Origin of the sequence: Nocardia sp. NPDC005825 (assembly GCF_040630175.1) — a bacterium.
Classification (GTDB): Bacteria; Actinomycetota; Actinomycetes; order Mycobacteriales; family Mycobacteriaceae; genus Nocardia.
The window spans coordinates 351,594-364,161 of record NZ_JBEXXC010000002.1 but is presented as its reverse complement, the minus strand read 5'-3'; the positions used below and the strand labels follow the sequence as shown (position 1 = coordinate 364,161).

Annotated in this window: 11 protein-coding genes; 6 read left to right on the top strand and 5 right to left on the bottom strand. The window is 68.5% G+C overall.

Annotated features, from left to right (window positions below; translation table 11 throughout):
- Nucleotides 1-90: 90 nt before the first annotated feature.
- A complete protein-coding gene (locus ABZ382_RS06300; RefSeq protein WP_357084952.1) occupies nt 91-1,602 on the bottom strand; it encodes a sugar transferase in 1,512 nt (503 codons plus the stop codon).
- A 521-nt stretch (nt 1,603-2,123) separates the two neighbouring features.
- Between ABZ382_RS06300 and ABZ382_RS06295 the strand changes: the two genes are divergently transcribed.
- The 4 genes from ABZ382_RS06295 to ABZ382_RS06280 are packed head-to-tail and all read left to right on the top strand — an operon-like array spanning nt 2,124 to nt 5,846.
- The gene (locus ABZ382_RS06295; protein ID WP_357085896.1) at nt 2,124-3,380 is read left to right on the top strand and encodes a class I SAM-dependent methyltransferase; all 1,257 of its coding nucleotides are present in this window, start codon (nt 2,124-2,126) and stop codon (nt 3,378-3,380) included.
- A gap of 5 nt (nt 3,381-3,385) precedes the next feature.
- Nucleotides 3,386-4,168, top strand: coding sequence for a glucose-1-phosphate cytidylyltransferase (locus tag ABZ382_RS06290; protein ID WP_357084950.1), 783 nt, complete (start codon nt 3,386-3,388; stop codon nt 4,166-4,168).
- Entirely contained in the window at nt 4,165-4,815 is a 651-nt protein-coding gene (locus ABZ382_RS06285; protein WP_357084946.1) for a PIG-L family deacetylase, read from the top strand. Before ABZ382_RS06290 ends, ABZ382_RS06285 begins: the two co-directional genes overlap by 4 nt.
- Before the next feature lie 2 nt (nt 4,816-4,817).
- On the top strand, nt 4,818-5,846 hold the full coding sequence (locus ABZ382_RS06280; RefSeq protein ID WP_357084943.1) for an SDR family oxidoreductase: 1,029 nt from the start codon (nt 4,818-4,820) through the stop codon (nt 5,844-5,846).
- On the opposite strand, the gene rfbC is transcribed toward ABZ382_RS06280, so the two are convergent.
- Complete coding sequence (gene rfbC, locus ABZ382_RS06275; protein ID WP_357084940.1) at nt 5,830-6,399, bottom strand: dTDP-4-dehydrorhamnose 3,5-epimerase; 570 nt, start codon at nt 6,397-6,399, stop codon at nt 5,830-5,832. The genes ABZ382_RS06280 and rfbC overlap by 17 nt on opposite strands.
- A gap of 14 nt (nt 6,400-6,413) precedes the next feature.
- Here rfbC and ABZ382_RS06270 point away from each other — a divergent pair, with 14 nt between their 5' ends.
- Both ABZ382_RS06270 and ABZ382_RS06265 read left to right on the top strand, forming a co-directional pair.
- Nucleotides 6,414-7,535, top strand: a complete 1,122-nt coding sequence (locus tag ABZ382_RS06270) for a class I SAM-dependent methyltransferase (protein WP_357084937.1) — start codon at nt 6,414-6,416, stop codon at nt 7,533-7,535.
- A gap of 244 nt (nt 7,536-7,779) precedes the next feature.
- A complete protein-coding gene (locus ABZ382_RS06265) occupies nt 7,780-8,406 on the top strand; it encodes an MspA family porin (protein WP_357084934.1) in 627 nt (208 codons plus the stop codon).
- 96 nt (nt 8,407-8,502) lie between these two features.
- Here ABZ382_RS06265 and ABZ382_RS06260 read toward each other — a convergent pair whose 3' ends face one another.
- From ABZ382_RS06260 to ABZ382_RS06250, 3 genes are all read right to left on the bottom strand, one after another.
- Nucleotides 8,503-9,342 carry a glycosyltransferase family A protein gene (locus ABZ382_RS06260; RefSeq protein WP_357084931.1) on the bottom strand — a complete coding sequence of 280 codons (840 nt, stop codon included), beginning with the start codon at nt 9,340-9,342 and terminating at the stop codon, nt 8,503-8,505.
- Nucleotides 9,339-10,730, bottom strand: a complete 1,392-nt coding sequence (locus ABZ382_RS06255; protein WP_357084928.1) for a polysaccharide pyruvyl transferase family protein — start codon at nt 10,728-10,730, stop codon at nt 9,339-9,341. Before ABZ382_RS06255 ends, ABZ382_RS06260 begins: the two co-directional genes overlap by 4 nt.
- A 145-nt stretch (nt 10,731-10,875) precedes the next feature.
- A complete protein-coding gene (locus ABZ382_RS06250; RefSeq protein ID WP_357084925.1) occupies nt 10,876-12,552 on the bottom strand; it encodes a serine/threonine-protein kinase in 1,677 nt (558 codons plus the stop codon).
- Nucleotides 12,553-12,568: the final 16 nt, after the last annotated feature.

The window sequence follows — 12,568 nt, the reverse complement described above, 5'->3', positions numbered from 1 at the left end:
CGTCACTGTTCCAGAGAGTCTGCCACGGGTTGCCGAGGAAAGACGCGCACCGCTGGATGCGATGCGCGCCTTAAGTATTGGTCGCTTGCTTCAGTACGCGCCCTCGCCGCGGGTCACCGTGCCGATCGTCTTCGCGATCAGCAGCAGATCCAGCACCATGGACCAGTTCTCGACATAGGACAGATCCAGGCGCATGGCATCCTCGGGCGTGAGGTCGGAACGCCCGCTCACCTGCCACAACCCGGTGACGCCCGGCTTCACCAGCAGACGCCGTCGCATGACGCCGTCGTAGGAGTCCACCTCCCGCTGCACCTGCGGCCGGGGTCCGACGATGCTCATCTCACCGCGCAGCACATTGAAGAACTGCGGTAGTTCGTCGAGGGAGTACTTGCGGATCACCTTGCCGACGGAGGTGACGCGCGGATCGTCGCGGACCTTGAAGAACAGCGGATTGCCGCCATTGCTGTCGATGAGCGCGTTGATGTGCGACTCGGCGTCGGCGTACATGCTGCGGAACTTGATCATCCGGAACGGTTGCCCGTCCCGGCCGATCCGCTCGGACAGGTAGAAGATCGGGCCGCGGCTGGACAGTTTCACCGCGAGCGCGATCAGGGCCAGCGCGGGTGCGATGGCCAGCAGGGCGGCGACGGCGAAGCAGAAGTCGAACACGCCCTTGCGAATCGACTTCGCCCGGTCGTACTGCGGCTTCTCCACGTGCAGCATCGGCATGGACGCGACCACCCGGTGGGTGAGCCGGGTGCCCGCGATGTCGACCAGGCCGGGCGTGACGATCAGTTCGGCCCCGAGTTCGTCGAGCTCCCATGCCATGCGACGGAAGTCGGCGGGCCCGAGATTGTCCGTAGCGGTCACCGCGACGGTGTCCGCCCCGGTGCGCCGCACGGCGTCGAGGACGTCGTGATCACCTGCGACCACGGGGATTTCCCGGCCGGCGACCTCGAGCACCGATTCCGCCAGCTGCCCCTCGGCGCGGGTGCAGACCCCGATCACCTGATAGCCGGAGTCACGGTCCAGGGAGAAGGCCGACACCATCGCTCGCGCCGCCTCGGGACTGCCGACCACCAGCATGGCGGTGCGGTAGGCGCCGCGCGCACGCCGGCCCGCGACCCAGCGCCGCCAGATCCGCCGTTCCACCATGAGCAGGACCATGCCGAGCGGCAGGGCGATGGCGAGGTACCCCCGAGCGATATCCACGCGCAGCAGTAGCGAAACAATAGCGATTCCGCCGAAGAGCTTGAGTGACGCGGACACCACGCGCCGGTATTCCTCTGTGCCGCTACCGATCACGCGCGGCGAGCGGGTCCCGCTGAGGGCCAGCGTCACCGACCAGGCGAGCGCCAGCACGGCGGACACCATGGTGTAGCGAACCTCGAGCGGGAGTTGGGACGCCAACGGGGGCTCCGCACCGGATCCGCCGAAACGAATCCACTGGGCGAAACCGACGGATAGGATTAATACGCAAAGGTCGCTGATAAATAGCCGACTGGCGTAATCTGCTTGCCAGCGTTCACGATCCGAGCGCGGCTCGGGACGCGGTGGCCGGTGGACGCGCACGGCGCGACCGGCAGAAATTTCATAAGACATGAAACGAACGCACCTCCCCCACGGGAGAACTCGGTTCCGATCCCCGCTGATCAGTTCCACGACCAGGCTGACGCCGGTTTCCCAAGGGCTTTCAGACCATGACAACCGATGATGCCGCCGAGTCTTTCGGCGGCCAGAAGGCGAATGTTACACACCCCGGATGTCATACACCCTCAATCTCGCACGGCCTCAACGTTTCCGGAAAGTAACGGGTAGGAACCTGACCGGTTCCCCCCATCCATCCCCCCTATTTCCCCTATTCGCAAAATCGCAGGTTGAACTACGCAAGCCACACGGTGTGAGCTGGTCGAAACCCTTGCGGCGCAAGGCTCGACGGTTTGCCGACCGGACGCCCGGTTCTGCGGGTCGCAAATTTACAGTTGTTTTGGCACTATCCGTCCGTCGTCGGGCCCCGAAGCACCTCGCAATCCTGTTGTAACGTAAGGCCGGACCGAGCCGACCCACTGGTCATCCGGCGCTGCGCGGGCAGCCCGGACTCGGTGAAAGATGGGGAAAACTTCGTGCAATGCCGTCTTTGCAATTCGAATCGATTGCTCAGCGTTCTTGATCTAGGCGCCACGCCGCCTTGCGAGAAATTTCTCACCGCCGACGAGCTGGACCTGCCCGAAGCGACGTATCCGCTGCACCTGCGGCTCTGCGAAAACTGTCTGCTGCTGCAGATTCCGGCGCTGATCACCCCGGAAGAGACATTCACCGAATATGCCTACTTTTCATCGTTCTCGGACAGCTGGGTTCGGCACGCAAAACTCTTCGTCGACCAAGCAATCGAACAGCTAAAACTGAACGACAATTGTTTCATAATTGAGGTGGCGAGCAACGACGGCTATCTCCTGCAGCACGCGGTGGCCGCCGGCATCCCCTGCCTGGGCATCGAGCCATCGGTGAATGTCGGTGCGGCAGCACGGAACAAAGGCGTACCAACCGAAACAGGCTTCCTCGACGAGGAGCTGGCCGGCCGCGTGGCGGCCGAGCACGGACCGGCAAATCTGGTGGTGGCCAATAATGTCTATGCCCATATCCCGGATCTGCTCGGCTTCACCCGCTCGCTGCGCGCGCTCATGGCCGACGACGGCTGGCTGTCGATCGAGGTGCACCACGCCCTGAACCTGGTGGCGCTGGCCCAGTTCGACACCATCTATCACGAGCACTTCCAGTACTACACGCTGCTGTCCGCCCAGCGCGCCCTGGCCACCGCCGGCCTCGAGGTGGTCGACTGCGAGCTGATCGGCACACACGGTGGCTCCCTGCGCATCTGGGCTAGACCGCAGGGTGTGGGCACCCCTGCCGATCGGGTCGCCGAGGTGCTGCGCCTCGAAGCCGACGCCGGGCTGCACGAGGTCGCCGGCTACCTGGAGCTGCGCCCCGACACCGAGCGGGTGCGCCAGGACCTGCTGCGATTCCTGTTGGACGCCAAGGCCTCCGGCAAGCGGGTGGTCGGCTACGGCGCCCCCGGCAAGGGCAACACCCTGCTCAACTACTGCGGCATCCGGACCGACCTGCTGGAGTACACGGTCGACCGCAACCCCTACAAACACGGGCGGTTCACGCCCGGCACTCGCATCCCGATACACGAACCGGAGCGGATCGACGCCGATCGCCCCGATGTGGTGCTGGTGCTGCCGTGGAATCTCGAGCGCGAGATCACCGCGCAACTGCGGCACGTCATCGAGCGGGGCGGCGAGATCGTCTACCCGCTCCCCCATCTTCATCATGCGACGCTCGACGACGCCGCCGCATCCACACCTGCCGAAAGGTAAAGCTCGTGAAGGTCGTACTGTTCTGCGGCGGTTACGGCATGCGCATGCGCAACGGAACCGAGGACGTCATCCCCAAGCCCATGCAGATGGTGGGCCCGCGCCCGCTGATCTGGCACGTGATGCGCTACTACGCGCACTTCGGGCACAAGGACTTCGTGCTGTGCCTGGGCTACGGCGCCACCCACATCAAGAACTTCTTCCTCACCTATCAGGAGTCGGTGTCCAACGACTTCGTCATCCGCGGCGGCAAGGTGGAGCTGCTGCAGTCCGACATCAGCGACTGGACAATCACCTTCGTCGACACCGGGGTGGAGTCACCGATCGGTGAGCGGCTGCGCCGGGTGCGCGGCCACCTCGAGGGCGAGCCGTACTTCCTGGCCAACTACGCCGACGTGCTGACCGACGCCCCGCTGGACGAGATGATCGGGCAGTTCCAGGATTCCGGGGCGGCCGCCTCGATGATGATCGTGCCGCCGCAGTCCTCCTTCCACTGCGTGGACGTGAACTCCGCGGGCGAGGTCAAGAACATCACCCCGGTCTCGCAGCTGCCGATCTGGGAGAACGGCGGCTACTTCGTGCTGACCCAGGAGATCTTCGACCACCTGCCGCCCGGCGGGGATCTGGTGGAGGACGCCTGCGGCGCGCTGGCCGGGCAGGGCCGGCTGTTCGGGTATCAGCACCACGGCTTCTGGAAGCCGGCCGACACCTTCAAGGAGCGCGCCGAGCTCGACACCGGCTATCAGCAGGGCGATCGCCCGTGGATGGTGTGGGAGCGTCCCGGCGCATGATCGGCTTCGACACCGGCGCGATCACCGAGATCGCGCTCCTGGCCGCGCATTGCGATGATCTGGCCATCGGAATGGGCGGCACCCTGCTGACGCTGGCGCAGGCGCGCCCCGGCCTGCGGGTGCGGGCGCTGGTGCTGACCGGCGCGGGCACGAAGCGGGCCGAGGAGGAGCACGCCGCGCTCGAATCCTTCTGTCCCGGAGCGGAAATCGATCTCACCGTGCTCGACATTCCCGACGGCTACGCCCCCGCGCACTGGGCGCGGGCCAAGCAGGCGGTCGCCGCGCTGGCTCGCGGCGGCGCGGCGCAGGTGGTCTTCGCACCACACCGCGGCGACGCCCACCAGGACCACCGGCTGCTGGCCGAGCTGGCCCCCTCGGAATTTCGTGACCATCTGGTGCTCGGCTACGAAATACTCAAGTGGGAGAACGACACTCCGCAGCCCGCGATATACCATCCGCTCGCTGACGGGCTGGCCGAGACCAAGGCCGCCCTGTTGCTGAAACACTATCCCTCGCAACACAATCGAGACTGGTTCGAGGAACAGTCCTTCCTGGCCCTCTCGCGGCTGCGCGGGGTGCAGTGCCGCGCCCGGCACGCCGAGGCGTTTCTGCTCGAGAAGGCCGTCATCACTTTCGGAGGTGCGTAGTCATGCGGGTGCTCGTCACCGGACATCAGGGGTATCTGGGGACGGTCATGGTGCCGTTCCTGCAGCAGGCCGGGCACGATGTAACCGGTTTGGACATCGGCTATTTCGCGGACTGCGTGCTGGGCGACGCTCCGCCCCCGCCGCCCGCCATCGCGGTGGATCTGCGCGAGGTGACCGTCGACCAGCTCGCCGGGTTCGACGCGGTGGTGCATCTGGCGGCGCTGTCGAACGATCCGCTGGGCGCGCTGGCGCCCCGGATCACCTACGACATCAACCATCACGCGTCGGTGCGGCTGGCCCGGCTGGCCAAGGAGGCCGGGGTGCGCCGGTTCCTCTACGCCTCCACGTGTTCGGTGTACGGCGCGGCCGGTGACGGCCTGGTGACCGAGGACGCGCCGCTGCGTCCGCTCACCCCGTACGCCGAATCCAAGGTGCGGGTCGAGGACGATGTGGCCGCCATCGCCGACTCCGGCTTCTCCCCGGTGTTCCTGCGCAATGCCACCGCGTTCGGCTTCTCGCCGCGACTGCGCGCCGACATCGTGCTCAACAACCTGGTCGGCTACGCCGTGCTGACCGGCGAGGTGAAGGTGCTCTCCGACGGCACGCCGTGGCGGCCGCTGGTGCACGCGCAGGACATCGCGCTCGCCTTCGCGACCTGCCTGGACGCCCCGATCGAGGCCATCCATTGCCGCGCCTACAACGTGGGCACCGAGACGAACAATCTGACGGTCGCGCAGATCGCGCGGGCGGTGGTCGACGTGGTCCCGGAATCCACGCTGGCCATCACCGGCGAGAGCGGCGCGGATCCGCGCTCCTACCGCGTCGACTTCGGGTACGCCCGTAGGGAATTGGGCTTCTCGGCGCGCTGGAGCATTCCCGACGGCGCGGCCGAGCTGTATCGCGAGTACACCGCGCGCGGGCTCACCTCGGAGGCCTTCTTCCAGCGCTTCACGCGCCTCGCGCACCTGACGTCGCTCCAGGAGGCCGGGGTGCTCGACGACGAACTGCGCCGGATCAGGACCGGGGTGTGAGCTGATGGGCGGCGAGCAACTCGCGCCACGATCCCGCACCCGCGTCCCGCTCCGACACCACCGTGACCGGCTGCGGCCAGGCGATGGCCAGGTCGGGATCGTCGTAGGCCACACCCAGGTCCTCGGCCGGGTCGTGCGGGCGGTCGATGCGGTAGCAGACGTCGGCGACCTCGGTGAGGGCCTGGAAGCCGTGCAGGAAGCCCGGCGGCACGTAGAGGTGCCGGAAGTCGTCGTCGTCCAGCCGGAAGGCCTGCTGGACACCGAAGGTCGGCGACTCGGGCCGGATGTCCACGAGCACGTCGTGCACGGCGCCGTGCGCGCACCGGACCAACTTGGCCTCGCCGCGGCCGGAGCGCCCGTGCAGTCCGCGCACCACGCCCCGGCGCGAGCGCGACTGGGAGTCCTGCACGAAACTCGCGGCCAGGCCCGGCCGGCCCAGGTGCTCGTCGAATTCCCCGGCGTCGAAGGTGCGGGTGAACAGGCCGCGATCGTCGCGGAAGGGTTGCGGGGTCAGCAGCAGGACGTCGGCGAGGTCGGTCGCTTCGATACGCACCAGGCCATGCTGCCATGAGCGCGACGGCGGCGGAGGCCGTGCGGACCGAACCGGCCCGGGGCTGCCGCGGCTGCGGGTACGGCCCGCTGGTGCGGGTGCTCGATCTCGGGAAAATGCCTGCGGCGGACGACTTTCCGAGTCTGGACTCGATATCCGGCGGCGACGAGGCGGCGCATCCGCTGGCCATGGACCTGTGCGCCGGCTGCGGGCTGGCGCAGCTCGCCGAGGACGACACGGTCACCGCCGAACCGCGCGGCGTGGAGCCACGGGCGCTGCGGGATCAGGCCGTGGACGCGGTGTCCCGGGTGGCCGCCGGGGGCTGGCTGCCCGGCGGCGGCACCGTGCGCGAGTTCGGCAGCCCGCACGGCGGCAGCTGGCTGCCGCTGCTGACCGACCGCGGCTACTCCGTCACCGAGGGCCCCGCCGACGTGGTGATCGACTGCTTCGGCATCATGCACGAGCCCGATCAGCGCGCGGCCTTCGCGCGGCGGGCGGCGGCCGTCGCGCCGGGCGGCGTGCTGCTGATGCAGTTCCACTCGCTGCGCGCGATCGTCGAGCAGGGGCAGTGGAACGCGTTGCGGCACGGGCATTTCGCCTACTACTCGATGGACTCGCTGCGGGCCCTGCTGCGCTCGGCGGGTTTGGCGGCGGTGACGGCGTGGGAGTTCGAGCTCTACGGCGGCACCGTCCTGGTGGCCGCGACGCACGGCCCCGCCGACGCCGATCCGGCCATCACCCGGATTCGCGTCGCGGAGGCGGCGGTCGCGGACCCGGCCGTGGTGCGCGGACTCCAGTCGGCCGCCGATGAGCAGGCTCGGGCCCTGCGCGCCTGGCTGGAATCGGAGAACGCCTCCGGCAGCACTGTTTACGCCTACGGGGCGGCCTCCCGCGCGGTCGCCCTGCTCCATCTCGCGGGCGCGCACCGCGGTCTGCTGGCCGGCGTGGCCGACGCCTCCCCGGGCAAGCAGGGCCGCCGCATGCCCGGAACCGACATCCCGATCCTGTCGCCCGCCGAACTCGTTGCGGCGCAGCCGGATCGGGTCCTGCTGACGCTACCGGACCTGCTCCCCGAGGTTTCCTCCCGGTGGCCCGAACTCGACGGGAAGTGGGTGATCGACGTGCGGGAATCGCTATGAAACCCAGCAACTCTCGTCCGACGGCGCCCTGAGAGGCGCCGGGCACGCGACACGTCGGTCAGTGAGCGCGATCATGCGATTGCGGCCGCACGCAGGGTAATCGAGTGGGATAGTCTCAGCGTGGGGTAGATCACCGGCCGAGGGGGACGGGTGGACGTCCATCCGTGCCCTGAGTGCACAGGGGAATCATCAAGCGAGCGTACGCAATTACGCAGCAATACCTGATGAGGGAATGGGAAGTATCATGCGCAACACCAAGACCGTGCTTTCGCGCACCGCGGCCGTAGCGGTCGCGAGCACCATCGGCGTCGTCCTGAGCGGCGGCGCGTCCGACGCCGCGATCGACGGCAACAATTCCGTCGTCGATCAGCAGGGTCGGACCGTCGAGGCCCTGTCGGCGGACACCCGAATCGATTTCGTGCCGCCCCTCGACGGCAATCCGCTGACCCGCGAGTGGTTCCACAGCGGCAAGGCCTGTTTCAAGGTGGCCCTGCCCTCCGGCGATCCGTGGAGCGGCCACCTCACCATGGGCTACCAGGTGGGCTACCCGGCCACCCTGTCGGGCAAGATCTCGTTCCAGTACCAGACCCCGGGCCTCGAGCTCGAGATCGGCGGGGACGGCCCCAAGGCCGACATCTACAACCTGATCCCGACGCTGGGTGTGCAGCTCGACGTCGGTTTCGGCCCGGGCATCCAGTCGGTCGACGTGGCCGGCGGCGATGTCTCCGGCGCCGACGGCTGCATCATGATGTCCGGCTTCCACGCCACCGTGACCGGCGTACTGGGCACCACCACCATCCGCCCGTTCGTGCGCCTGGTGAGCAGCTCCGGTGACACCGTGGTGGCCTACGGCCCGCTGGCCCGCATCTGATCTCCCGGGCCCGGGCGGTCTCACACCTCGCCACCGCCCGGGCCCGCGTGTCGAATTGCGCTGCGACACAGGTCTTTCTGTGCGCATTGCCCCCGCTCAGTGCAGGAGATCAGGGCGGCGCAGCGCGGTCGCGACGGTGCGCACCCGGACGCGTTCGGCGGCGGCGCGGGCCAGCCGCCAGTCCCCGCCGAGCACCGCGCCGCGGCCCACGTATTCGGGGTATTCCGACCCCAGCCGGTGGTGGAAGCGCAGCATCTCGGTGAGCTTGCTGACCGTCGAGGTCTGGCTGCACAGGTTGAAGCTCGAATTGCGCCAGGCCGCCAGGATTTCCGGCATGCCGAAGAAGTCGCCGAAGGCGCAGACGCGGGCGAACAGGTCCACGTCCATGGGGAACACCAGGTCGCCACGGAAGCCGCCGACCCGGTCGAAGTCCTGACGGCGGAAGACGGCCGCGGCGGTGGGCCCGAAGTCGGCGGGGCCGCGGTGCACGATGGTGCGCATGAGGGCGCGAGCGTCGCGGCGGCCCAGCAGATCGGGCAGACCCAGATCGCTCTCCTCGACGCGGCCGTCCTCGTCGATGACCTGGAATTTCGAGGAACAGATCGCGATGCCGTTGTCGCCCATGATCTCCAGCTGCTTGTCCAGCGAGCCGGGCAGCAGGATGTCGTCGGCGCAGACGACCTTGACGAAGCGGCCCGAGGTCAGCGAGACGGCCTTGTTCCAGTTCTCGCCGATGGGCAGGGTTTCCTGATTGCGGTGGATGACCACCCGCGGGTCGTCGAAGGATTTCGCGATGGCGCCGGTGTCGTCGGTACTGGCATTGTCCAGGACGACGACCTCGATGTCGGTGTCCTGGTCCAGAATCGAGCGCAGCGTGGTCTCCAGGGTGCGGCCGGAATTGTAGGCCGGGACGCACACCGAAAGGTTCTTCATCATTCCCCCTGAACTGGTTCGGCCGGTTCGCCGGGTGAGCCCTCACCTCCCGCCACGAGCCGGAACACCCGATCCAGGCCCGCACGGCCGGCGTCGATCTGCTCAACTGCCTTCTGCTGCAGAGTATCCCGCAGCTCCGGCGCGGACTCCCACAACTGGCGAATCGCACGGGTCAACTCGGCGTCGAGATTGTCCACGTCCAGGTGCACGATGCGCAGTCCGGCGGCGGTGTCGGCGTCGAACATGTCGGCCAACCCATAGAATTTGTCGTCGTAGTACTGCGAGGCCGTTACAGCCACGGCCGGAATACCCTGGGAGAGCGCGAAAACCGCGAGGTGATAGGCGCTGGTCACCAGGACCCGGCAGCGGGAGACCTGTCGCGCCACGTCCTGGGCGGTGCCCGCGCGGCCGATGACGGGCCGGGTGCGGGCGGCGCCCTCGAGCAGCGGCAACGTGTGGCGGCGGTCCTCGTCGTCGTATTCGGAGATGATGAGCGGGGCCAGCGCGGTGTTCAGGGCGGCGGCCTCGCGGCGCAGCACCTCGCCGAGGGTGTCGCGGGCCGAGTCGCTCACCTTGGAGTAGTCCGAGATGCGCAGGCACAGGCCCAGATCGGTGCCGATGCCCGGACGGCGCAGCCGGTAGGAGAACTCCACCGCGTCGTCGCCGGTGACCAGGATCCGGTCCTCGGGGACGCCGAGCTCGGCCAGCAGTTTGGGTCCGCGGCGTCCCTCGCGCAGGGCGATGAGATCCGCCCCCGGCAGCACCTCGGCCGCGCGGCGCAGCAGATCGGCATCGCGCATGGGGCCCAGCCCCTGACCGATCATGACGTTCGGAATGCCCTGGCGCTGCGCGGCTTCGAGCAGGTTGAGGGTGCGATGCGCCTGATACAGGTCGACATCGGTCATATAGCCGCCGCCCTGGGCGATGACCAGGTCCGCCCCGGCCAGCGCGGCCGGCACCGGCGGCAGGTCCGGAATGCCGGTCGGTTCGGGCTCGGGCTCTCCGGTGGCGAGCGCGTGAACTTCCTTGCGCGCCCAGTTCTTCACGCCGCGCAAATAGTGTTTGGGCACCTCGGTGGCCGATCGCCAGCGCAGCGCCGCCGGACCGAGCACGTGCACCCCGGCCGTCTCCTCGAGCCGTCCCGCGAGCCCGTCGCGCCCCCACGGCCCGCCCGCGTGCGCCACCACCGGCTCGGCCTGCGGCAGCACCCCGCGCAGGATGTGCGGCTCGTCGGTCAGCATGCCGATACGGGCGTGCGGCCAGTGTTCCCGCAGTCGTTCCACGGTCATCACCATCATGGCGATATCACCGCGATTGCGGAGCCAGTACTCGCCGTTGTCGACGAGCACCTTCAACGTCCCGGCACCATCCCCCGCGCCAGAGTTCCCCACGCGATTCCTTCCGACGCCCGTTCCGAGCACGAATCCGCTGCGAATCTATCGCACGACCAGTCCTTCGCGCTACACGAACGAAGGGCCCGGGCGGCGCGAAATCGACTCGCCCGCAAGATCATAACTGGGCGCACGACCATTTAGGTCAGCTCGGAAACAGGGGGCTGACCCACTTGCTGCACAGCCACTTTCCGTCCACGTAATCCATCGACATGGTGATGTTCTGATGCTTGGCCTTGTCGGGGGTGTTCTTGGTGGCGGCGGTCAGCTCGGTGATGTCCACCGCCAGCTCGTAATGGGTTCCGCCGCCGGAGGTCACCGTGCACGCCGCGGTGTCGGACCAGGTGTGTTCGGCGTCGTTCTCGAGCAGCAGCCGGATGGTCGGCAACAGCGTCTGGGCCTGCGACTTCCACTGTCCTGTCGCGCCGGCGATCACCTTGGCCTGCCAGCCGTCGCCATTGCTGTAGTCGTAGGAGCTCATGAGCTTGCCGTAATCACAGGCGGCCTGCGTCGCAGCGTCCTTGGACGCGGCCGCCGGAACGGGTTGCTGCTGCCCGGAGGACTTCCCCCCACCGGGGGCGGAACCGAATGCGCCGGTGCCGAATCCGAGACCGATGCCACCCGCCGCCACCAGCCCCACGACGAACGCCGCGATCAGCCGTTTGCGGCCGGGTCGCGGTGCGGCCGCGGTTCCCTCGGCGAGCGACCGGCCCGCCGAGGCGTCGACGGAGGGTGGTCCGGTGTGCGCCACGACCGGGTACCGCGGCCCCGACGAGTAGCCGCCGACCTGGGTGGGCAGCTGCTCGCGGTGCGAGGGCGTCGGCCCGGACCCGGCGGCGAGGCTGGGCTGGGTCGTCGCACCGGTGAAAGTGCCGCGCTGATAATCCATTCCCGGCCGCGATCCACCGGTGGGCATCGGGACGCCCGAATCCCGCCCCGCACCCGGCCACGGCTCGTGCGACCACGGCCCCCGCACCCCGCCCGTCCCGGTGAGCGCCGCCTCGGCCGCGGCGGCCAGTTCACCGCAGCTGCCGAATCGGTGGTCGCGGTTCTTCGCCAGCGCGCGCTCGATGACCGCGTCGAAGGCCGGGGGCACGGTGCCGTGCACCTGACTCGGCCGCGGAATCGGTGCGCCCAGGTGGGCCGCGACCAGCTGCGCGGTGCTCTCCCCCGGGTACGGCAGCTGCCCGGTGAGCATGTGGAACAGCGTGCAGCCCAACGCGTACACGTCCGCGCGGTGGTCGGTGTCGCCGCGCAGCTCGAACTGTTCGGGGGCGGCGTACTGGAAGCTGGCGTACATCTCACCGGTGCGGGTGAGCGTGCTGGTGTGGTCGACCGCCTTGGCGATCCCGAAATCGGCCAGGAAGACCTGCTGTTCGGTCCCCCAGGCCAGCAGGATGTTGGCCGGTTTCACATCACGGTGCAGCACGCCGGACCGGTGCGCGTGGTCCAGCGCCCGTGCGGTCTCGCCGATGATCCGCACCGCGTGGTCGGGCCGCACCGGGCCGTCGCGCAGGATGGCCGCCGCGTCGGTGCCCTCGATGTACTGCATGGCCATCCAGAGCCGGTGGTCGTCGTTGCCGCGCGCGTACACCGCGACGATGTTCGGATGCGACAGCCGCGCGGCGGTATCGGCTTCCCGCAGGAAGCGGGCCCGCACCTCGGGATCATCGGCCTTGCCCGCGGCCAGCAGTTTCAGCGCGACCGATCGGGGCAGATCGCGGTCCTTGGCGAGGTACACCTCGCCCATCCCGCCGACGCCGAGCAGCCGTTCGATGGTGTACCCCGCGAATACCTGCCCTTGCGCGAGTGTGCGCCCCACAGCCTGCCTGCCCTCT